This is a genomic window from Shimia haliotis (assembly GCF_900114415.1).
Taxonomy (GTDB): Bacteria; Pseudomonadota; Alphaproteobacteria; order Rhodobacterales; family Rhodobacteraceae; genus Shimia; species Shimia haliotis.
In genome coordinates this window covers 150,211-169,906 of the sequence record NZ_FOSZ01000007.1, presented here as the reverse complement: position 1 = coordinate 169,906, position 19,696 = coordinate 150,211, and the positions used below count along the sequence as shown (strand labels likewise).

The following is a 19,696-nucleotide window of genomic DNA, read 5'->3' as shown; positions in this document are numbered from 1 at the left end:
AACAAAAAAGCCGGGAGCAGGGCCCCCGGCTTTTTGGCTTGATGTGTGGTGCCGAATTAGCCCTGTAGGCTGCGCACGTCCAGATCCTCTTCACGGCGGGCCTGCATGGCCTGCGCTGCGGCGTGGCTGGCTGCGGCTGTCGTGAAGTAGGGGATCTTATCATAGAGCGCCACGGAGCGAATTTCGCGGCTGTCTTCAACGGCTTGCGTGTCCTCAGTGGTGTTCATCACCAGAGAGATCTGACCGTCCTTCAGCATGTCGACCACGTTGGGGCGGCCCTCATAGACTTTGTTCACAACGTCACAGACGATGTTCTCGGCCTTGAGGAAGGACGCGGTGCCGCGGGTGGCAACGATGTCAAAGCCCAGATCAATCAGGGTTTGCGCCGTTTCGACCAAAGCAGGGGTCTTGTCTGCATCCTTGATCGAGAAAAAGACCTTGCCCGATTCCGGCAGGAGCATGCCCGCCCCCATCTGTGCCTTCAAGAAGGCACGGGCAAAGCTGCGATCCCAGCCCATAACTTCGCCGGTGGAGCGCATTTCCGGCCCCAGAATTGTGTCGACACCCGGGAAACGCGCGAAAGGCAGCACTGCTTCTTTGACCGAGAACCAAGGCATGTTGGGGTCTGCCAAAGTCATCTGGTCGGCGATGGGCTGCGGCTCCTGTACGTTGGTCTCACTGTAGGGAGGACGCTTGGGGAAGTTGGAGAGCGGCTCTCCGGCCATGACGCGGGCAGCGATGGATGCGATGGCACTGTCGGTGGATTTTGCCACGAACGGCACCGTGCGCGAGGCGCGCGGGTTGACTTCGATGAGGTAAATCACGCCGTCTTTGACCGCGAACTGGATGTTCATCAGGCCCACAACATTCAACGCGATCGCAAGCGCATGGGTTTGTTTCTCGATCTCGGCAATCGTGGCTTTGTCGAGCGAATAGGGCGGCAGAGAACAGGCGCTGTCGCCGGAGTGGACGCCAGCCTCTTCGATGTGCTGCATGATGCCTGAGATATGAACGTCTTTGCCGTCACAGAGCGCGTCGACATCCAGTTCCACGGCCCCGTCGAGATAGCTGTCCAGCAGGACAGGACTGTCGCCAGAGACCACAACCGCCTCTGCGATGTAGCGTTCCAGTTGCGCCATATCGCGCACGATTTCCATGGCGCGCCCGCCCAGAACATAAGACGGTCGGATCACCAGCGGGAAGCCGATGTCGCCAGCAATAGCCAACGCCTGTTCATCGGTGGACGCAATGCCGTTGTTGGGCTGCTTGAGGCCGAGTTCATTGACCAGGGCCTGGAAGCGTTCGCGGTCCTCAGCCAAGTCAATCGCGTCGGGAGTGGTGCCGAGGATCGGGATGCCTTCGCTTTCCAGCGCGTTGGCCAGTTTCAACGGTGTTTGACCTCCGAATTGGACGATCACGCCGTGCAGGGTGCCGTTTTCCTGTTCCACGCGCAGGATTTCCATCACATGCTCAAACGTCAACGGCTCAAAATACAGGCGGTCCGAGGTGTCATAGTCGGTGGACACGGTCTCGGGGTTGCAGTTGATCATGATGGTTTCATAGCCCTGATCGGTCAGAGCGTAGCAGGCATGACAGCAGCAGTAGTCAAATTCGATGCCTTGGCCGATGCGGTTAGGGCCACCGCCGAGGATGACGACCTTTTTGCGATCAGAGGGGCGCGCCTCGCATTCCACTTCGCCCATCATCGGCGATTCATAGGTGGAATACATATACGGCGTCTGCGCTTCGAACTCCGCCGCACAGGTGTCGATGCGCTTGAACACGGCTTTGACGCCAAGAGACAGGCGCGCGTGGCGGACCGCGGTTTCATCTTTGCCGGTCAGCTTGGCAAGGCGCGCGTCGGTAAAGCCGAGCATCTTCAGGCGGCGCAGGCCGGCCTCATCTGTGGGCAGTCCATTGGCCGCAACATCCGCCTCGGCGTCGATGATTTCGCGGATGCGGTCAAGGAACCACGGGTCAAACATGGTGACGTTGTGGATTTCATCATTGGTCAATCCGTGACGCATGGCTTGCGCGATGGTGCGCAGGCGGTCAGGCGTGGCGACACTGATGGCTTTGATGATCGCGGCCTTGCCCGAAGCGGTGTCGTCGGCGCCTTCGATGTCGACTTCGTCAAAGCCGGTCAGGCCAGATTCCATCGACGCCAGCGCTTTTTGCATGCTTTCGTGGATGGTGCGGCCGATGGACATGGCTTCGCCCACGGATTTCATCGCAGTGGTCAGGTTCGGCTCGGAGCCCGGGAATTTCTCGAACGCGAATTTCGGGATCTTGGTGACGACATAGTCGATGGTCGGCTCGAACGACGCGGGGGTCACTTTGGTGATGTCGTTGTCGAGTTCATCCAGCGTAAAGCCGACGGCCAGTTTCGCGGCGATTTTGGCAATCGGGAAACCGGTGGCTTTGGAGGCCAAAGCGGAAGAGCGTGACACGCGGGGGTTCATTTCGATCACAACCATGCGGCCGTCGGCGGGGTTCACGGCCCACTGCACGTTGGATCCGCCGGTTTCCACTCCGATTTCACGCAGAACGGCGATCGAGTGGTTGCGCATGATCTGGTATTCTTTGTCGGTCAGCGTCAGAGCCGGAGCCACGGTGATTGAGTCACCGGTGTGCACGCCCATCGGATCGACGTTTTCAATCGAGCAGACGATGATGGCGTTGTCGGCGCGGTCGCGCACAACTTCCATCTCGTATTCTTTCCAACCCAGAAGCGACTCGTCCACGAGGATCTGGTTCACGGGGCTGGCGTCCATGCCAGTACGGCAGAAGTGGATGTAGTCTTCGCGGTTGTAGGCCACACCACCGCCGGTGCCGCCCATGGTGAAGGCGGGGCGGATGATGGCGGGAAGGCCGATGTCTTCGAGTTCGTCCAGCGCCAGGCGCACGCCTTCGTCCAGATCAGTGGAGCCGTCGTCGCGTTTGGGGGCGGTCACGATGGAGGCGCGCGGGTTCTCGATGCCAAGCCGGTCCATGGCTTCGCGGAAGAGTTTGCGGTCTTCGGCCATTTCGATGGCGTCGCGATCTGCGCCGATCATTTCAACGCCGAATTTCTCAAGCACGCCCATTTCCTCAACCGCGAGGGCTGTGTTGAGGCCGGTTTGGCCGCCCATGGTCGGCAGGAGCGCGTCGGGGCGTTCTTTTTCGATGATCTTGGCGACCACCTCTGGGGTGATCGGTTCAATATAGGTCGCGTCCGCCATGTTGGGGTCGGTCATGATGGTGGCCGGATTGGAGTTCACCAAAATGACGCGGTAGCCCTCTTCTCGCAGCGCTTTACACGCTTGAGCGCCGGAGTAGTCAAACTCACAGGCTTGGCCAATCACAATGGGGCCGGCCCCGATGATCATGATCGAGGAGATGTCTGTTCTTTTTGGCATGGTGGACCTCGGGCTTGGAGGCGACGGGCAGCTGTCGCCGAATGCGCAAATTGTCGTGGGTTATACGTATCAGAATGAAAGGCGCAAGGGGGATACGTGAGTGAGCCGGATTTTGACGGGTTTCGCCGTTTTTGAACGCTGCGAAATGTGAAGCGCGGTTTAGGAGAGGGGGCTTTAAAGGGGCGGCAAGCCAAATAGGAGCAATGCGTGCAGATTCGGTTTGATCATGGGGTAGATGGCTGAGCTGTAGATTTTGGCGCATCGCGGGGCGGAAACCATGCGGATGCGCCTGAGGATGCGGCGCGGGCGCCCGAGTTTGGTTGTAACCTTGCTGCGGTGCGGGGAGCGGTTTCGACGCTGGCGGATGTATGGGCCGCGGAGGCTGTGGTTATGATCAATTCGCTGTGGGTTGAGATTGCTGCGGTTTTACAGGAGGCTTGAGACGAGAGGGCTGTGCCTGCGTTGGTAGGCGCTTTTGGAACTCCAATAGGTAGCGCATCTGGCGCAGCAAATGGTGACGGTGTTGGCGAGCTCAACGCCTGAATTGCACCTGCTGGGGGCGGGCAGGCGTCCACCTCCTCGCGGTCGGTCGAAGGACTTGGTGAGTTGAGGCATCCCTCCCAAGCTGATTTGCGCGGATTTGCGGGCAGTTCTCTTGACTTTGGCCGCTCAAACAGGTGTATCGGCCCGACTGTAGACATTTACCCTGAAAGAGGGCCCGCACATGCACGCCTTTCGCAGCCATTCCTGCGCCGAACTGAACAAATCCAACGTGGGCGAAACCGTCCGTCTGTCTGGCTGGGTGCACCGCATCCGTGACCACGGCGGCATCCTGTTTGTCGACCTGCGCGATCACTATGGTATCACGCAGGTTCTGTGCGATCCCGACAGCCCTGTGTTCGCCGAGATGGAAAAGGTGCGTTCCGAGTGGTGCATCCGTATCGATGGCAACGTGAAGGCGCGTGATCCCGAGTTGGTGAACGACAAAATCCCGACCGGCGAAGTCGAAGTTTTTGTGCGTGATCTGGAAGTTCTGGGCGCGGCGGACGAACTGCCGCTTCTGGTGTTTGGTGATCAGGAATACCCTGAGGAAACCCGCCTGAAGTATCGCTTCCTCGATCTGCGTCGTGAGCAGATGCAGCAGAACATGACCATGCGCTCCGATGTTGTGACCTCGATGCGCAAGCGCATGTGGGACAAGGGCTTCCGCGAGTATCAGACGCCGATCATCACCGCGTCCTCGCCCGAAGGCGCGCGCGACTTCCTTGTGCCGTCGCGTCTGCATCCGGGAAAGTTTTATGCGCTGCCGCAGGCACCGCAGCAGTTCAAGCAGCTGATGATGGTTGCGGGTTTTGACAAGTATTTCCAGATCGCGCCGTGCTTCCGTGATGAAGACCCGCGTGCAGATCGCAGCCCGACCGATTTCTACCAGCTCGACATGGAAATGTCCTTTGTTGAGCAGCAGGACGTTTTCGACACCATCGCGCCGGTTCTGGCGGGTGTGTTTGAAGAGTTCGGTGGTGGCCGCAAGGTGGATGCGCCCAATGAGTGGCCGCAAATCCCTTATGCCGAAGCGGCGCTGAAGTATGGTTCTGATAAGCCCGACCTGCGCAACCCGATCGAGATGCAGGTTGTTTCCGAGCATTTCGCGGGTTCCGGCTTTGCGATCTTTGCCAAACTGCTGGAGCAGGAAGGCACCGAAGTACGTGCGATCCCCGCACCGACCGGTGGCTCGCGCAAGTTCTGTGACCGCATGAACAAATTCGCTCAGCAGGAAGGTCTGCCGGGCATGGGCTATATCTTCTGGCGTAAGCAGTCTGCAGATACCATCGCGCAAGAGCAGGGCATTTCCGTGAAGGAAGTGAACGCCAAGATCAAAGCTGGCGAAATCGTTCTGGGCGAAGAGGCGGCGGGTCCGCTAGCCAAGAACATCGGTCCTGAGCGCACGGAAGCGATCCGTCAGCAGCTGGGTCTGGGCGTGGGCGATGCGGCCTTCTTCCTTGGTGGTAAGCCGAAGGCGTTTGAACCGGTTGCAGGGCGTGCGCGCAACGTGATTGGCGAAGAGCTGGGCCTGACCGACAAGAACCGTTTTGCGTTCGCATGGATCGTGGACTTCCCGATCTATGAGGCGGATGAAGAGACCGGCAAGGTCGATTTTGAGCACAACCCGTTCTCGATGCCGCAGGGCGGTCTGGACGCGCTGAACGGTGATCCGCTGGCGGTAAAAGGGTATCAGTACGACCTCGCGTGTAACGGCTATGAGCTGGTCTCGGGCGCGATCCGGAACCACAAGCCGGAGATCATGCTGAAGGCGTTTGAAATCGCCGGCTATGATGAGACCGAAGTGAAATCCCGCTTTGGCGCGCTTTACAAAGCGTTCTCCTATGGTGCCCCGCCGCACGGCGGCTGTGCTGCTGGTGTGGACCGCATCGTGATGCTCCTGGCCGATCAGCAGAACATCCGAGAAGTGATGCTGTTCCCGATGAACCAGCGTGCCGAAGACCTGATGATGAACGCGCCGTCTGAGCCGGCAACAGATCAGCTGATGGAGTTGAGCCTGCGGGTAATCGAGCAGGACTAAGGTCCACGAACATAGATTTCCAGAGGCCGCCCGCGAAAGCTGGGCGGCCTTTTGCGTTCGGGGCGTCACGAAATCGGCATGTTGCGGCAATCGCTCTTTGAATTGAGCCCACATTGCGTAAACTTAGGACCAAGTCCTTTGCGAGTGTGTCATGTCCTTTTCTCCTACTCTAGCTGCCCACCGTTTCGGTTATGGCCGGTCCCCCGCGCTGGCATTGCCGGAGAGCATCGATGCGATGGTCGCTGACCTGCGGGGGGCGGATGTGGCGGCGCGGCAATTTGCTTTGCCACCGTCCAAAGAGGTGCACGCTTTGACCGAAGCGTTTCGCGGCCTTCGCAAGGCACGCGGGCAGGCTTTGAAACGAGGTGAGGATGACGGGGCGGAGGTGGCGGCGTTCAAGGCTTTCCAAAGAGAACAGCGGGACCGCTACCGCGGGTGGATGGCACAGACGTTGTTGCGACGGGTTTGGAGCGTGGACGGACTGCGCGAGCGGTTGGTGGATTTTTGGGCGGATCATTTTTCTGCGCCTGGCAAAAACTATGTCTTTCGCGCGACCGCTCTGCATTATGTAGATGAGGCGATCCGGCCTTTTGTGGCTGCGCGGTTTGAAGATATGTTGGAGGCGGCGGTTCTGCACCCGCAGATGTCGCATTTTCTGGATCAGGCGGCGTCGGTTGGACCCAACAGCGAATTTGCCACGCGCAACCCTGACCACGCGCGCGGGCTGAACGAAAACCTCGCGCGTGAAATTCTTGAGCTGCACACCTTGGGCGTGGGCGGTGCCTATGAGCAACGTGACGTACGCCAACTTGCGGAGTTGTTGACCGGTTTGCGCACGGATTTTGACAAACGCACGCTGTTTGATGCCCGCAGAGCGGAACCGGGCGCGGAAACCGTGCTTGGCGAGCTTTATGGCGGAGCAGGGGTGGCGCAATTTGACGACATCAGAGCGGTGTTGAGGGATTTGGCGCGCCACCCTGACACCGCCACACATCTGGCCCGCAAAATGGCGCGTCACTTTGTGGCGGATGCCGGGCATCCCGACTTGGAAGCGGCGATGCGCGCGGCCTATTTAGAGAGCAAAGGCGACCTTTTGGCCATGACGGAGGCGATGTTGCACCATCCGGCGGCTTGGGAGGCAGAGCGTCGAAACTTTAAGCAGCCGGTTGTGTTTCTGTGTTCGGCGATGCGCGGGTTAGCGGTGCCGCAAAAGCGCATCCGCGAGATCAGAAACGTGCGGATGCAGCGCATGGTGAACGGGCCCTTGCGGGCCATGGGGCAACCCATTGGCGTACCGCTGGGGCCGGACGGTTTTGAAGAAAATGACGCACATTGGCTGAGCCCTCAGGGATTGGCGGCGCGCCTGCAGTGGAGCCTTGCGGCGCCGTCAGTGCTTGCGGAGCCGTTGCCGGACCCGCGTCAATTTGTGGGCGATGCGCTTGGCGATGATGCCCCTGCGGAAGTGCTTTTTGCGGCGCGGGCGGCGGAGAATCGGCGCGAAGGGATTGCTTTGGTGCTGATGTCGCCGGCGTTTCAAAGGATGTGAGGGCGAGATGGCAAAGGATCTGACAAGACGCGGATTTCTGGCGCAGGGCGCGGTGGTGGGATGTTCGCTGGCAGCCTCTCCTTTGATCACGCCGGTGAGTTTTGCCGCGGCTCCGACCGAGCACCGGTTGGTGGTGATTGTTCTGCGCGGCGGGCTTGACGGGTTGGATTTGTTGCGGCCCCGTCAGGATGCATTGCTGCCGGTGTTGCGCCCGCGACTGGCGATGCCGGACGATGGGGAAGTGCCCCTTGAGGCCGGTTTCGCGATGCATCCGCAATGTGCCCGACTTCTGCCGCTGTGGCAGGCCGGCGAGTTGGCATTTGTGAACGCTGTGTCCACGCCATATCGCGACAAGCGCAGTCATTTTGACGGGCAAGACCTGCTTGAGGCGGGAATTGCGTCGATTGACGGCGGGGTGCGTGATGGTTGGTTGAACAGGGCCGTTGGGGCGATGGCGGGCGCGGACATGCACACGGCCTATGCCATTGGGGCTGATCCCATGCTTTTAAGCCGCGGGGCGGCGGAGATCACCAGTTGGTCGCCGGATGTGGATTTTGTTCTGTCACAAGCGGGGGTGGCATTGATGCAGCGCACGATGCAACACGATCCGGCGATGGCGCAGGCGATGGCCTCGGCGCTCGGATTGGCGAGCCAAAGCCAGATGAGCGCGGATCTGGATGAGGGCGCGCTGGAGGATGCGATGGATTCAATGATGGATACCTCTGGCAAGGGCGCGCGGCGGGCGCATGTGCGCGTTGCGGAGTTTGCCGCCGCACGCCTGCGCGAGGATGCGCGGATCGCGTGTTTTTCTTTGGGAGGATGGGACACCCATTTTCGGCAGGCTGCGACGTTGAAGCGGCCGCTGACGCAGTTGGTGGACACGATCCTGACCCTGCGCGATCAGATGGGCGGACCCGCATGGCAGCGCACAACTGTCATGGCGATGACGGAGTTTGGACGCACAGCGGCCGAAAATGGCACCGGTGGAACAGACCACGGCACCGGCGGGTCAATGGTGCTGGCGGGTGGAGCCCTGCGCGGCGCTTCGGTCATGGGAGAGTGGCCCGGGCTGGATGAGGCAGCGCTTTATAAACGGCGGGACGTGATGCCCACTGACGATGTGCGGCGTTGGGCAGCCTGGGCGTTGAGATCAGGCTTTGGCCTTGAGCGCAGTCTTTTGGAAACACTGATCTTTCCAGGCCTGGACATGGGCCGTGATCCTAGGCTGCATGCCTAAGGCTGGCGTCGGTGTTTGTCTTGGCAGGGGCAGGGCTTTGTGCCACTGATGCATTAAGTACGGGAGCTGGCGGCATGAGAGATCGCAACAATGAGACACGGCCTGTGGGATTTGCGGTACCAGACTGGACGCCGCCGCGCGCGCCGGGCCAAGAGATCATTGAAGGCGCATTTGCACGGCTGGAACCGCTGAGCGCGCAACGCCACGCGGCGCTGCTTTTTCGCGCCTATCAGGATGATGATGCGGTTTGGGACTATTTGCCTTACGGTCCATTTCATTCGGCGGCGGCCTATCATCGTTGGGTGCACGAGACTGAGGCCGGCAGCGATCCGGTTTTCTATGCGATTTTTGACAAGGCTGCCGGTGTTTACACCGGTGTCGCGTCATACCTTCGTATCAAGCCTGAGGCCGGCAGCATCGAGGTCGGAAACATCAACTTTGCACCTCGCATGCAGGGCACGCCTGTTGCGACAGAAACCATGTTTTTGATGATGCAGTGGGCCTTTGAGGCCGGGTATCGACGCTATGAGTGGAAATGCGATGCGCTCAATACGCCATCGCGTCGCGCGGCGCAGCGGTTGGGGCTGAGCTATGAGGGCGTCTTTCGGCAAGCGCTTGTGTACAAAGGGCGCAATCGGGACACCGCATGGTTTGCCGCGATTGATCAAGAATGGCCTGCGTTGAAAGAGGCGTTTGAATTGTGGCTTTCGCCCCGCAATTTCGACCGATCAGGTAAGCAGCGTGAAAAGCTGAGCGACTTGACCCGTCTGGTGCGGGCAGCGGATGACCCGACGCTCTAAATTACAGTCGTTGCTTCCAGACGCGCATTGAGTAGAGAGGTGAGCTGCGCCACATCGTGTTTCAGCTTGGGGCCGGAATGACGGGCACGAGAAACCGATTTGACGGCTCCGAGCAAGGTCTGATCGCGCGCGCTGTGGGCGACGCTGGAGAGAAATTGGGCGACATAGTCCAGCACAGCGACATCGTCGGGATGCGTGGACAGAGTGTCAGAGGCATGGAGTAAATCGTCGCGCAGAGCAACGGGGTCCACGTCGATGACATCGTCCGGGAGCGGGCGGGGGCCTTTGGGCTGTCGATCTTTGGGCAGGCGCGAAATGATTTCGGCCTGAAACTGGGCCAATCCGGGCAACGGTTTGGCCAAAAAACCATCGGCGCCAGCGGCCATCGCGATTTCCTCGGAGAAGTCATCACCTGAGGTGGCGAGCAACACCTCAATACGAGGCGAAGTGCGAGCCAGTTCTTCGATCAGGTCGGTTCCGGATCCGTCCGGTAGCCCAAGATCGACGATCGCCACCGAGGGCCTATAGGTTTTCAGGTGGCGGTGAGCGGCGGCGAGGCTGTCGGCGCGGCGAATACGGGCGCCTGAGCGCACGCACATCATGCGCAGCGCATCAGAAGCGAACCGGCTGTCTTCGACAACCAGCACGGCCATGCCCAACAAAGGTCGTTGGGCGGTTGGGGTAAACAATGGCGACAACGCAAGCGGGTCGTTCATATCGGGTTCCTGACATTCTGACAGATCAAATCAATTGCGACTCACTTTATTCGCCGAGACCTAACGGAACGTTAACTTCGGCGCGACGGTGTGCCGCTTGCGCGAATGTTCGCCGCGCCGCATAAGAACCGCGAAGCGAGGACTGACTCTTTGGGAGAGAGATATGATTGGACGTTTGAACCATGTTGCCATTGCTGTGCCGGACCTTGAAGCGGCGAGCGATCAATACCGCAACGCGCTGGGCGCAAAGGTCGGGGCACCGCAGGATGAACCGGATCATGGTGTGACGGTTGTTTTCATCGAGTTGCCCAACACCAAGATCGAGTTGCTCTATCCGCTGGGTGAGGACAGCCCGATCAATGGTTTTCTGGAAAAGAACCCGTCAGGCGGCATCCACCATGTGTGTTATGAAGTGGATGACATCATCGCGGCGCGTGATCACCTGAAAGAAACCGGCGCGCGGGTGCTGGGTTCTGGAGAGCCAAAGATCGGCGCGCATGGTAAGCCAGTGCTGTTCTTGCATCCGAAAGACTTCAACGGCTGTCTGGTCGAGCTGGAACAGGTATAAGAGCCAAACCATATCGCCTCGCGGTGTCATGCGGGGCGACCATAAGGGGATAGAGATGGGAATTACGTCTGCATTGGTGCTTTATGCGGTGTGCTGGTTCATGATCTTTCTGATCGTGATCCCGATCCGTCTGCAAACGCAAGGTGATGTGGGTGAGGTTGTCCCCGGCACGCAAGCTGGCGCGCCGGAGCATCATTTTCTGAAGACCAAAGCCAAAATTACTTCGGTGGCGGCTGCCGTTTTGACCGCCATTCTTGTTCTCATCATCACATCCGGTGTTATTTCAGTACGCGATCTGGATTGGTTCAATCGGATGTCGCCGGAAACTGTTGAGGTTCCAGCCGGTGAAACAGATGGGTGAATGTCGCCGCCCCTAGGATGGGGATCACAAGATTGATCAACGGGATCGAAAGCGGCATGGCCATAAGCGTGCCCGCCAGCCAGATTGTGCCGCCGTGTTTTTTGCGCAGTCGCTTTGCGCCGTCGCGGCCTAAGTGACGCATGGCGGCAAGGGTAAAGTATTCACGTCCGAGCAGGAACCCGTTCATACCCCAGAAGATAAAAAGTGCCATTGGCGGGAACAGGACATAGACGATCAGCCCGACGATATTGGCAAAAATCAAGACGCCCAGAAAATTCACAGTGTCCTTCAGGCCTTCAGAGAATGGCAGCGGCGAGACCTTGGGCACGTGCGGATAGTGGCGGTCTTCTACCGCGCTGGCCACTTCGTCGAGGAACATGGATGTGATGGCAGAGGCCACGGGCACCATCAGAAAGACCGACAGGACCACCATCAAAAAGAACGAGGTCCATGTGAACAGATCTCCGACCCAGCTGATGTTACCAAGCAATTCCTGTACCCATTGCGCAGCGCCAAGGCCGTTCAAAAGCATAAGGAAGCCGGCGTAAGCCGCGATCAGCAATACAAAAGTCAGACCGATGCCGCGAAAAAGAACACGCCGGAAACGGCGGTCGCCGATTTGTCCGATGGCCGCAAAAAACGACCCGATCACGTCCATCACCGCCATGACACTTTGGCCTCTATATCAGGGCGCGGACGCTCTGGCGGCGCCATCTTTTCGGTGCCAATGTGGATGAAGCCGGCGACTTTCTCGCGCGGCGTCAAATCGAGCCCCTTTTCGACGAATGCGCGGTCGTGACTGGCCCAACCAGAGAGCCAGTTTGCGCCCCAGCCTGCCGCCAATGCGGCGTTCAGCAATTGCAGGCAGACAGCGCCAGCCGAATAGGTTTGTTCAATCTCTGGCACTTTTCCCGAGATCACCGGCGTTTCAATGACGGCGACGGCAAGGTCGGCGTTGGCAAACTGGGCGTGGGCTTTGGCAATTTTGTCTTCTGCAATCCCCAGCGTTTCGCCGCGCGATTTTGCCAGGGCGGCCAGCGCGTCGAGGCTTTCGCGGGTCAGCACAATCAACCGCCACGGTTCGAGTTTTCCGTGATCCGGCGCGCGCAACGCAGCTTGTAGCAAAGGCGCAAGTTCGGCCTGTGTCGGGGCAGGCGCCACCAGCGTTTTGGCAGGGCGCGAACGGCGTGTTTGCAAAAATTCCAGAGCAGCCGGATTTGGAGTCGGCATCGGTATCTCCCTCAAGATCGGTGCGGAATAGGTCAGACCTCTCCCGCTAATTTTCAACCGCCTTGCGGCGGTTTGGCAAAGAAATCAGCCATTTCGTCGACGAGTTCGGCGAAAAAGGCTTGGACGCGGGCGTTGGGCTGGCGTGTTGCAAGCGAGAGCGCCATGGGATCCTCAGCGGTGATGGCCGACCCTGAAAGCTCTTCGATCACAGCATGCCCACAGAAGGGCACGTAGGCCTCGGAATAGCCGCCTTCATGCACAAGCACAAGTTTGCCATCGCACAGGGTCTGTGCTGCGCCCATAACCTGTTTGGTCATCTGCCGGAAGGTGTCCGCGGTCGCCATCATTCGCGACAGCGGGTCAAAGGCGGCTGCATCAAAGCCGCAGGCGACAATGATCATGTCCGGCTTGAAGTCGGCCAATGCGGGAAGCACGATTTTCTCCATCGCATGAAGATAGGTCGTGTGACCCGCGCCAGGGGGCAGGGGCACGTTGATGTTGTGGCCCAATCCGTCACCCTTGCCGCGGTCTGAGGTGTCGCCGGTGTCCAGCGGATAGTTCTTTTCCTGATGCAGAGAAATTGTCAGCACATCATCACGGTCATAGTAGATCGCTTCGGTGCCGTTGCCGTGGTGCACGTCCCAATCCAGCACTGCGACACGATTTGCCCGCCCTTCGGATTTGACGGTTTCGATCGCAATGGCGATGTTGGCGAGAAGGCAAAACCCGTTGGGCCAATCCGGCAGGCAATGATGACCGGGCGGACGCGACAAGGCATAGGCGTTCTGTAGATCACCAGAAGCGACCGCGCGAATGGCGTCGGTGGCAATGCCCGCAGACAGTGCGGCAATTTCGTAACCGCCTTTTCCGAATGGAGTGCGCAAACCGATTTCGCCGCCGCCGGCATCCGACATTTCTTTGAACTGATCCAGCAGGCTTGCGGGGTGAATCCGTTCGAGCGCTTCACGCGTTGCTGGTTGAGCAGAGCGGACCTCAAGTTCGCCAGTCAAGCCTGTGACATCCATGAGGTTTTTTAGACGACGTTTGGTTTCGGGGCTTTCCGGAAGCCCGCCGGCCGCAAGGGGTTGCACCAGATCGCCAACCGGTAATGTCAGCGCGTAGTTGCCGCCTCCGTGCCAGAAACAGCGCTCGTCAAAGAAAAATCCGGTGGTCATGTCAGCCTCGTTCTCAGATACGTTGGCCACACCTTTGCCCGTTGTGTGGGCTTTGTAAATTGTCAGGGGCGCTATGATGGAAGATCTGTCATTTCTGGTCAAAGAGGGCGCGGAGATCTCGGTGAGGGTGACACCCAAAGCCTCGCGCAACGCTGTGGTGATGAAAGACGGCCAAATCCGCGTTTACGTGACGGTGGTGCCCGAAGGCGGCAAGGCCAATGCGGCGGTGCAAAAGCTTTTGGCCAACACGCTGGGGATCGCGAAATCGCGGCTGCGGTTGATCCGCGGCGACACCGCCCGCGACAAGGTATTCCGCGTTCTTGGAGGCTAGCTGTCGTCGCGCTTTAGCATGTAGACGCCTTCCGGCAGATCCAGAGCCGCCGAAAGATCCTGCACCTGGTTAGGGGACAGAGTGATCTTTTGCATTGTGTCGGTTCGGGCGTCGTATTGTTCGATCGTGACGCAGTCCTCAAACATGTTGATGACCACATCTTCGCCCAGTGGCGCTGTGCCCTCGTCCACGAGGGTGACAACGGTTGAATCAAATTCGTGCTCGATGCTGAACATAGTGTGAGCGTATCAAGGGTGGGGCAAATGGCAAGGTTTTCCCACTGGAACCCTATGCGGTGGCGACATAAGTTCAGGGTCACCTTGTGGGAGGCTTGATATGACGATTGCGCGGATTTGGTGGAAAAAGGCGGGGATGCTCGGGGCATTGACCCTAGCCGGATGCGTCAGCACAACTTCTGATCCGCAGCCGCAAACGCCCACCAAAACAGCGGCGCCGGCAATCAGCCTATCACAAGCAAAGGCCAAGCTTGCGCCGATCAGTGCGCGCATGGAGAGCGTGGCAGAACGCGAATGCCGCGAACGTACGCCCCAAGGCTACAACTGCGATTTTAAGATTTCTGTGGATGAGCGGCCGAACTTGCCGGCAAATGCCTATCAGACGCTGGACAAGAACGGGCGGCCGTTGATTGTGTTCACCTCCGCATTGATTGCACAGACACGCAATCAGGATGAGTTGGCTTTTGTGATGGGGCATGAGGCCGCGCATCACATTGCGGGCCACATTGCGCAGAGTCAGAACAACGCTGCACTGGGCGCGATCCTGCTCGGTGTCGCAGCCGCCGCTGCAGGCGCTGACGGAAGCGTTGTGGACCTTGCGGTGAACACCGGCGCCCAAGTTGGCTCTCGGGTTTATTCTAAAAACTACGAGTTGCAGGCGGACTCGCTTGGGACGGTGATCACGCATAAATCCGGCTATGATCCGGTGCGGGGGGCTGCGTTTTTCTCGCGGACGCCGGACCCGGGCAATCAGTTTCTCGGAACGCACCCGCCCAATGCTCAGCGCATCCAAATTGTGAGAGAAACGGCGGCTAAGCTTTGACGATGCTGCAGATACTCAATGTGGTCAGTGATCGCGGGTCCAAGTATGCGGTGTCCGGCGGGCCGGTGTCGGGTCGCTCAGATGTCGATGATTTTCTGAAAAGGCTAAAGAAAAACAAAAAGTTCGCAAAGGCGACCCACAACACCTGGGCGGTTCTTCTGGATTGCGGCACGCCGCTGAAGGGGGACGACGGGGAAAGTGGCGCGGGGCTTATTATTTTGCGGATGTTGGAGCGTCAGGGTCTGACCAACCATGTGATCGTGGTGACGCGATGGTATGGCGGCACAAAGCTTGGCGGAGACCGGTTTCGACGGGTGCAGGACTGCGTCGATGCCTATATAGCGGAGCTCAATTGACTCACATCAAGGGGGGGTGAGCCGACCTGTGTTACGTCCTCTCTGTCAGTAGAGGAGGGCGCGATGCCCCAATCAGATACAGTCAGGCGCCACGTGGCGCTGGTGGATGACGCTGCATTGCGCTTTGGCATGGACCTTCAGGACGCAGCCATCCGAGGTGTGTTGCGGGTTGACGAAATTTCCGAGGCCGTAGCCAGATGCACCCTTTGCTCTAATCCGGAGGCTTGTGAAGTCTGGCTGGCAAAGAAATCAAAGAAGTCCGGCAGCCTGCCCGCGTTTTGCCGCAACAAGAAGCTTTTTGCGCGTTTGGGTGGACTGGTGACATGAAACCGTTGGGCACGACGTCTGATCATTTCATGAAAGTCCATAAAATGGCCAAGGCGGCGGGCGCGGATGTTGTTGCGGCGGCGGATGTGGGCGCGCTCAGTCAAGAAGACTGGGCAGAGATGGTTACACGCTGTCGGGCCTGTACTTGGGAACAAGGCTGTGTGCGCTTTCTGGCGCAGGGCGGCAAGGAAGGGCCGGTGGACGTTCCGGTCGATTGTGTGAACCGCGACCAACTGAATGCGCTGGCCGCATTGAAAAGTGGCGAAACATGACCGCACAAATTTCCCACCTCGGTGATCCCGCAACCCATTTTTGGTTGACCCGTTCGATGGCCAGAGCCGTCGGTGTGTCATTTTCCGAAGCCATGGCTTGTGGTGCGATGAGCGCTGGCGATTATGCGCAGATGGTGACGAAGTGTCGGCAATGCCCCTATGTTCAGGATTGCCAATCCTGGCTTGGTGCGCGGCACCCGCGGGGCGCGGATGCGCCGGACTTTTGCTGTCACTCCAAGGTATTGCGCCAGCTGGTTGATGTCGTTTGAGTGAACCGCCGTTTCCGGCGGACACTCGGAACAAAACAAACAGGCAATTTTTGAGGTCAACAATCTGAGCCGTCCGGTTCAGGCCAGACGTCGTCCCCAAAGATCATATTCACCGGCTTCATCCACTTCGACCGTGACAATATCGCCGACCTGTAGGCCGCCTGTGTCTTCATCAATGAACAGATTGCCATCGATTTCGGGCGCGTCGGCTTTGGTGCGGCAGGTGGCGATGCCGTCTTCGTCGATGTCATCGACAATGACATCCATGGTCTGACCGACTTTGGCTGCAAGCTTGGCTTCGGAAATTGCCTGCGCCTTTTCCATGAAACGATCCCACCGCTCTTGCTTGACCTCGGCGGGAACGTGATCCGGCAGGTCATTTGAGCGCGCGCCGTCAACGTTTTCGTACTGAAAGCACCCCACTCGGTCGAGTTGGGCCTCGTCCATCCAGTCGAGAAGGTGCTGGAATTCTTGTTCCGTTTCGCCGGGGTAGCCGACGATGAAAGTGGAGCGCAGAGTGATGTCAGGACACATTTCGCGCCATGCGGCGATCTCGGTCAGTGTTTTGGACGTATGCGCTGGGCGCGCCATGCGTTTGAGGGTGTCGGGGTGGCTGTGTTGGAACGGGATATCGAGATAGGGCAGGATCAGGCCATCTGCCATCAGCGGGATGAGATCGCGCACATGCGGGTAGGGATAGACGTAGTGCAGGCGCACCCAAGCATCAAACTGGCCCAGCTCTCGGGCCAGATCTGTGATGTGGCTTCGCACCTCGCGCTCTTTCCACGGATGCGTCGAATATTTGCGATCAAGGCCGTAGGCGGAAGTGTCTTGTGAGATCACCAACAGTTCTTTAACGCCGTTTTCCACCAGTTTTTCCGCCTCCCGCAGGATGGCGTGTACCGGACGGGAGGCCAGTTTCCCGCGCATGTCGGGAATGATGCAAAATTTGCATTTGTGGTTACAGCCCTCGGAAATCTTGAGATAGCTGTAGTGGCGCGGTGTGAGGCTGACGCTTTTGGCGGGCAACAGATCAATGAAGGGATCAGGGCTGGGCGGCACGGCTCCGTGGACCGCATCGAGCACCTGCTCGTATTGGTGCGGGCCGGTCACAGCGAGCACCTTGGGGTGGGTGCCGGTGATGTATTCGGGCTCCGCGCCCAAACAGCCGGTCACGATGACCTTGCCGTTTTCCTGAATGGCCTCACCGATGGCCTCAAGGCTTTCGGCTTTGGCTGAATCCAGAAATCCGCAGGTGTTCACAATCACCGCATCCGCACCGGAATAATCGGGCGAGATGCCGTAACCTTCGGCGCGCAGGCGTGTGAGGATGCGTTCGCTGTCCACGAGCGCTTTGGGGCAACCCAGAGACACCATGCCGATGGTCGGCTGGCCAGGGCGGGCGTCGCCGGAAACGGTTGCACGGGCGAGGTCTGGGCGAAGGTCGGGCGGGTTGCTGGACGAATTGGACATGGGCGCCGTATAGGCGAGCACGCCGCGTTTGGCAAAGGGGGAAAGGGGGCCAGCCCCCTCTTGGCGTTGCCAATTCACCCCCGAGGTATTTCAGGCAACCGGAAGACGCGGGGAGGCTCAGACCGTCAGGTCTGAGCCAAGCCTGACATGCGGAGGCAGGAGGGCGGGTTTAAAGGATGTCGAGCACTGCCGCTGGCGGGCGACCGATGGCGGCGGTCGTGTCGGTGATGACGATGGGGCGCTCGATCAGGATCGGGTTTTCGGCCATGGCAGTGCGCAAGGTGGCGTCGCTGTCGGTCTTTGAGAGGCCCAGTTCCTTAAAGCGGGCCTCCTTGGGGCGCATCATCTCGATGGCTTTGACACCCAGCTTGGCTTGCACAGCTTCGATCTCAGCCACAGTTGGTGCATCATCGAGATACCGGCGGATGGTGATCTCGCCCTTGTCCTCAATCAGCGCAAGAGTCTGACGCGATTTGGAGCAGCGCGGGCTGTGCCAGATGATGATCAAAGCCAGTCCTCTCGTTTTGTGCCGACAGCGTCTGAAATATTGGCAAAACCGTCTTTTTCCAAGAGGTCGTCGAGGCCGCGCACGATGTCTTCGCCAAGCGAGAATCCTGCAAATACCAGAGCGGTATAGACTTGCACCGCAGACGCGCCGGCGCAGATTTTTGCGTAGGCGTCTTCCGCGGAGCCTACACCACCAACCCCGATCAGCGGCAGGTTGCCTTCGGTTAACTGGCTTAGGCGGGCCAGAACACGGGTGGATTTTTCAAAGAGGGGCTTGCCTGAGAGACCGCCGGCTTGGGATTTTTGCGCATCCACAAGGCCGTCGCGCGAGAGTGTGGTGTTGGTGGCGATAATGCCGTCCAAACCGCTTTCGATCGCGACTTCAGCGATCTCGGCCAGTTCATGATCTGTCAGATCGGGCGCGATTTTGAGAAACACAGGAATTTTCCGGCGCAGTTCGTCGCGGGTTTGCATCACACCGGCAAGCAGCGCCGAAAGCGCCGCTTTGCCTTGCAGGTCACGCAGTTTTTCGGTGTTGGGGCTGGAGACATTCACCGTGGCAAAGTCCAGATGTGCGCCGCAATGGGCAAGAACTTTGGCGAAGTCGGCGGCACGGTCGTCACTGTCTTTGTTGGCCCCGAGGTTGAGGCCGAACACGCCTTGATCCGGGCGTTTGGCGAGGCGGTCGGCAATGGCTTCCATTCCGTCATTGTTGAAGCCGAAACGGTTGATGGCTGCCTCGTCTTCCATCAGGCGGAAAAGGCGTGGCTTGGGATTGCCCGGCTGCGGGCGCGGGGTGGCCGCGCCGACCTCGACAAAACCGAAGCCGGAGACTGCAAGACCCTTCAGGGCGGTCGCGTTCTTGTCAAAACCGGCCGCGATGCCAATCGGGTTTGGCAGGTCGAGGCCGGCCAGGTTGGTGCGCAAGCGGGGCGAGGTGATCTGGCCCGGTGCATGGGCCAAACCAAATTGCAGCGCTTTGATTGCCAGACCGTGGGAAACCTCAGGGTCAACACTGCGCAGGGCACGCATGCCTAACTGCTCCATCGTGCGCATCAATGTCATGTGATCACTCCAGCGGGAAACTTGTGGCTGCCGTCTACCAGAGGCAGGGGCTGGGCCCAAGCCACATCCGACAGTCGCAGCTCACGATACAAGTGCGGAAACTCCGCACCACCGCGGGATTTTTCCCATTTCAGCTCGTCGCCCAGCGGGGCGGCTTCGATGCAGAGCAGGAAAAGGTCTTCTGCGCCGGCAAAGTGCTTGTCAGCGGTTTCAGTGACCTGTTCGGAAGTTGAGAAGTGAACGTAGCCGTCAGCTACATCGACTGGCGCTCCGGCCGTTTGGCCATCCGCGCGCAGGGCCGCCCATTCGTCGGCACGAAAGATTTTGAAGATCAGCATAGTGCTCAAATACTCCGCCAATCCTCTACGTCAAGTTGCATCGGCGGTGTTATGCCTTTGACATCTTGGGGGGTTAGGCGGCACGAT

The 19,696-nt window shown here is 59.1% G+C and carries 22 protein-coding genes; 12 read left to right on the top strand and 10 right to left on the bottom strand.

The features are described from left to right. Positions 1 to 56 precede the first annotated feature (56 nt). Positions 57 to 3,398, bottom strand: coding sequence for a carbamoyl-phosphate synthase large subunit (carB, locus tag BM069_RS16150; RefSeq protein ID WP_093325257.1), 3,342 nt, complete (start codon positions 3,396 to 3,398; stop codon positions 57 to 59). 724 nt (positions 3,399 to 4,122) lie between these two features. On the opposite strand from carB, the gene aspS reads away from it, so the two are divergent. The 4 genes from aspS (at position 4,123) to BM069_RS16130 (ending at position 9,562) form a co-directional block, all read left to right on the top strand. After that, the gene (gene aspS / locus BM069_RS16145) at positions 4,123 to 5,979 is read left to right on the top strand and encodes an aspartate--tRNA ligase (protein ID WP_093325256.1); all 1,857 of its coding nucleotides are present in this window, start codon (positions 4,123 to 4,125) and stop codon (positions 5,977 to 5,979) included. Between the two features lie 151 nt (positions 5,980 to 6,130). Next, positions 6,131 to 7,525, top strand: coding sequence for a DUF1800 domain-containing protein (locus BM069_RS16140; protein WP_093325254.1), 1,395 nt, complete (start codon positions 6,131 to 6,133; stop codon positions 7,523 to 7,525). Between the two features lie 7 nt (positions 7,526 to 7,532). After that, positions 7,533 to 8,762 (top strand): DUF1501 domain-containing protein, encoded by a 1,230-nt coding sequence (locus tag BM069_RS16135; RefSeq protein WP_093325253.1) that lies wholly within the window; start codon positions 7,533 to 7,535, stop codon positions 8,760 to 8,762. Positions 8,763 to 8,836: 74 nt separating this feature from the next. Then, positions 8,837 to 9,562: a GNAT family N-acetyltransferase gene (locus tag BM069_RS16130; protein ID WP_093325251.1), complete on the top strand. Its 726-nt coding sequence runs from the start codon at positions 8,837 to 8,839 to the stop codon at positions 9,560 to 9,562. Here the strand turns inward: BM069_RS16130 and BM069_RS16125 are convergent. Next, complete coding sequence (locus BM069_RS16125; RefSeq protein WP_093325250.1) at positions 9,559 to 10,278, bottom strand: response regulator; 720 nt, start codon at positions 10,276 to 10,278, stop codon at positions 9,559 to 9,561. The genes BM069_RS16130 and BM069_RS16125 overlap by 4 nt on opposite strands. A 163-nt stretch (positions 10,279 to 10,441) precedes the next feature. Between BM069_RS16125 and mce the strand changes: the two genes are divergently transcribed. Both mce and BM069_RS16115 read left to right on the top strand, forming a co-directional pair. Next, positions 10,442 to 10,846: a methylmalonyl-CoA epimerase gene (gene mce / locus BM069_RS16120; RefSeq protein ID WP_093325248.1), complete on the top strand. Its 405-nt coding sequence runs from the start codon at positions 10,442 to 10,444 to the stop codon at positions 10,844 to 10,846. Positions 10,847 to 10,901: 55 nt separating this feature from the next. Then, positions 10,902 to 11,207 carry a DUF1467 family protein gene (locus tag BM069_RS16115; RefSeq protein ID WP_093325246.1) on the top strand — a complete coding sequence of 102 codons (306 nt, stop codon included), beginning with the start codon at positions 10,902 to 10,904 and terminating at the stop codon, positions 11,205 to 11,207. Here BM069_RS16115 and BM069_RS16110 read toward each other — a convergent pair. From BM069_RS16110 to BM069_RS16100, 3 genes are read right to left on the bottom strand one after another with little or no spacing between them, the layout of a single operon-like run. Further along, positions 11,152 to 11,865 (bottom strand): EI24 domain-containing protein, encoded by a 714-nt coding sequence (locus BM069_RS16110; protein WP_093325287.1) that lies wholly within the window; start codon positions 11,863 to 11,865, stop codon positions 11,152 to 11,154. The genes BM069_RS16115 and BM069_RS16110 overlap by 56 nt on opposite strands. Continuing rightward, positions 11,865 to 12,437, bottom strand: coding sequence for a nitroreductase family protein (locus BM069_RS16105; RefSeq protein ID WP_093325245.1), 573 nt, complete (start codon positions 12,435 to 12,437; stop codon positions 11,865 to 11,867). Before BM069_RS16105 ends, BM069_RS16110 begins: the two co-directional genes overlap by 1 nt. A gap of 53 nt (positions 12,438 to 12,490) precedes the next feature. Continuing rightward, positions 12,491 to 13,612, bottom strand: coding sequence for a class II histone deacetylase (locus BM069_RS16100; RefSeq protein WP_093325243.1), 1,122 nt, complete (start codon positions 13,610 to 13,612; stop codon positions 12,491 to 12,493). A 76-nt stretch (positions 13,613 to 13,688) separates the two neighbouring features. Between BM069_RS16100 and BM069_RS16095 the strand changes: the two genes are divergently transcribed. Beyond that, positions 13,689 to 13,943 carry a DUF167 domain-containing protein gene (locus BM069_RS16095; RefSeq protein ID WP_093325285.1) on the top strand — a complete coding sequence of 85 codons (255 nt, stop codon included), beginning with the start codon at positions 13,689 to 13,691 and terminating at the stop codon, positions 13,941 to 13,943. On the opposite strand, the gene BM069_RS16090 is transcribed toward BM069_RS16095, so the two are convergent. After that, entirely contained in the window at positions 13,940 to 14,179 is a 240-nt protein-coding gene (locus BM069_RS16090) for a hypothetical protein (protein ID WP_093325242.1), read from the bottom strand. The genes BM069_RS16095 and BM069_RS16090 overlap by 4 nt on opposite strands. Positions 14,180 to 14,279: 100 nt before the next feature. Here BM069_RS16090 and BM069_RS16085 point away from each other — a divergent pair, with 100 nt between their 5' ends. The 5 genes from BM069_RS16085 (at position 14,280) to BM069_RS16065 (ending at position 16,226) form a co-directional block, all read left to right on the top strand. Continuing rightward, positions 14,280 to 15,002: a M48 family metallopeptidase gene (locus tag BM069_RS16085; RefSeq protein ID WP_244503645.1), complete on the top strand. Its 723-nt coding sequence runs from the start codon at positions 14,280 to 14,282 to the stop codon at positions 15,000 to 15,002. A 2-nt stretch (positions 15,003 to 15,004) separates the two neighbouring features. Further along, positions 15,005 to 15,358 (top strand): YigZ family protein, encoded by a 354-nt coding sequence (locus BM069_RS16080; protein ID WP_093325240.1) that lies wholly within the window; start codon positions 15,005 to 15,007, stop codon positions 15,356 to 15,358. 63 nt (positions 15,359 to 15,421) lie between these two features. Then, positions 15,422 to 15,685, top strand: a complete 264-nt coding sequence (locus BM069_RS16075) for a DUF6455 family protein (protein ID WP_139216225.1) — start codon at positions 15,422 to 15,424, stop codon at positions 15,683 to 15,685. 29 nt (positions 15,686 to 15,714) lie between these two features. Then, positions 15,715 to 15,957 (top strand): DUF6455 family protein, encoded by a 243-nt coding sequence (locus tag BM069_RS16070; protein ID WP_244503644.1) that lies wholly within the window; start codon positions 15,715 to 15,717, stop codon positions 15,955 to 15,957. Then, complete coding sequence (locus BM069_RS16065; protein ID WP_093325235.1) at positions 15,954 to 16,226, top strand: DUF6455 family protein; 273 nt, start codon at positions 15,954 to 15,956, stop codon at positions 16,224 to 16,226. The genes BM069_RS16070 and BM069_RS16065 overlap by 4 nt, the downstream gene beginning before the upstream one ends. 78 nt (positions 16,227 to 16,304) lie before the next feature. Here the strand turns inward: BM069_RS16065 and rimO are convergent, their stop codons facing one another. The 4 genes from rimO to BM069_RS16045 form a co-directional block, all read right to left on the bottom strand. Then, positions 16,305 to 17,699, bottom strand: coding sequence for a 30S ribosomal protein S12 methylthiotransferase RimO (gene rimO, locus BM069_RS16060; RefSeq protein WP_093325282.1), 1,395 nt, complete (start codon positions 17,697 to 17,699; stop codon positions 16,305 to 16,307). Positions 17,700 to 17,868: 169 nt separating this feature from the next. Further along, positions 17,869 to 18,207, bottom strand: a complete 339-nt coding sequence (gene arsC, locus BM069_RS16055) for an arsenate reductase (glutaredoxin) (RefSeq protein ID WP_093325234.1) — start codon at positions 18,205 to 18,207, stop codon at positions 17,869 to 17,871. After that, positions 18,204 to 19,262: a quinone-dependent dihydroorotate dehydrogenase gene (locus BM069_RS16050; protein WP_093325281.1), complete on the bottom strand. Its 1,059-nt coding sequence runs from the start codon at positions 19,260 to 19,262 to the stop codon at positions 18,204 to 18,206. Before BM069_RS16050 ends, arsC begins: the two co-directional genes overlap by 4 nt. A 5-nt stretch (positions 19,263 to 19,267) precedes the next feature. Continuing rightward, the gene (locus BM069_RS16045; protein WP_093325232.1) at positions 19,268 to 19,609 is read right to left on the bottom strand and encodes a DUF952 domain-containing protein; all 342 of its coding nucleotides are present in this window, start codon (positions 19,607 to 19,609) and stop codon (positions 19,268 to 19,270) included. Positions 19,610 to 19,696 lie beyond the last annotated feature (87 nt).

Excerpts from the sequence above, each read along its gene's own strand:
- BM069_RS16065 (WP_093325235.1), top strand. The coding sequence starts at position 15,954 with ATGACCGCACAAATTTCCCACCTCGGTGATCCCGCAACCCATTTTTGG.
- aspS (WP_093325256.1), top strand. The coding sequence starts at position 4,123 with ATGCACGCCTTTCGCAGCCATTCCTGCGCCGAACTGAACAAATCCAAC.
- BM069_RS16135 (WP_093325253.1), top strand. The coding sequence starts at position 7,533 with ATGGCAAAGGATCTGACAAGACGCGGATTTCTGGCGCAGGGCGCGGTG.
- BM069_RS16090 (WP_093325242.1), bottom strand. The coding sequence starts at position 14,179 with ATGTTCAGCATCGAGCACGAATTTGATTCAACCGTTGTCACCCTCGTG.
- BM069_RS16085 (WP_244503645.1), top strand. The coding sequence starts at position 14,280 with ATGACGATTGCGCGGATTTGGTGGAAAAAGGCGGGGATGCTCGGGGCA.
- BM069_RS16080 (WP_093325240.1), top strand. The coding sequence starts at position 15,005 with ATGCTGCAGATACTCAATGTGGTCAGTGATCGCGGGTCCAAGTATGCG.
- carB (WP_093325257.1), bottom strand. The coding sequence starts at position 3,398 with ATGCCAAAAAGAACAGACATCTCCTCGATCATGATCATCGGGGCCGGC.
- BM069_RS16140 (WP_093325254.1), top strand. The coding sequence starts at position 6,131 with ATGTCCTTTTCTCCTACTCTAGCTGCCCACCGTTTCGGTTATGGCCGG.
- BM069_RS16075 (WP_139216225.1), top strand. The coding sequence starts at position 15,422 with ATGCCCCAATCAGATACAGTCAGGCGCCACGTGGCGCTGGTGGATGAC.
- BM069_RS16095 (WP_093325285.1), top strand. The coding sequence starts at position 13,689 with ATGGAAGATCTGTCATTTCTGGTCAAAGAGGGCGCGGAGATCTCGGTG.
- BM069_RS16100 (WP_093325243.1), bottom strand. The coding sequence starts at position 13,612 with ATGACCACCGGATTTTTCTTTGACGAGCGCTGTTTCTGGCACGGAGGC.
- BM069_RS16050 (WP_093325281.1), bottom strand. The coding sequence starts at position 19,262 with ATGCGCACGATGGAGCAGTTAGGCATGCGTGCCCTGCGCAGTGTTGAC.
- BM069_RS16105 (WP_093325245.1), bottom strand. The coding sequence starts at position 12,437 with ATGCCGACTCCAAATCCGGCTGCTCTGGAATTTTTGCAAACACGCCGT.
- BM069_RS16115 (WP_093325246.1), top strand. The coding sequence starts at position 10,902 with ATGGGAATTACGTCTGCATTGGTGCTTTATGCGGTGTGCTGGTTCATG.
- BM069_RS16110 (WP_093325287.1), bottom strand. The coding sequence starts at position 11,865 with ATGGACGTGATCGGGTCGTTTTTTGCGGCCATCGGACAAATCGGCGAC.
- BM069_RS16125 (WP_093325250.1), bottom strand. The coding sequence starts at position 10,278 with ATGAACGACCCGCTTGCGTTGTCGCCATTGTTTACCCCAACCGCCCAA.
- rimO (WP_093325282.1), bottom strand. The coding sequence starts at position 17,699 with ATGTCCAATTCGTCCAGCAACCCGCCCGACCTTCGCCCAGACCTCGCC.
- mce (WP_093325248.1), top strand. The coding sequence starts at position 10,442 with ATGATTGGACGTTTGAACCATGTTGCCATTGCTGTGCCGGACCTTGAA.
- BM069_RS16070 (WP_244503644.1), top strand. The coding sequence starts at position 15,715 with ATGAAAGTCCATAAAATGGCCAAGGCGGCGGGCGCGGATGTTGTTGCG.
- BM069_RS16045 (WP_093325232.1), bottom strand. The coding sequence starts at position 19,609 with ATGCTGATCTTCAAAATCTTTCGTGCCGACGAATGGGCGGCCCTGCGC.
- BM069_RS16130 (WP_093325251.1), top strand. The coding sequence starts at position 8,837 with ATGAGAGATCGCAACAATGAGACACGGCCTGTGGGATTTGCGGTACCA.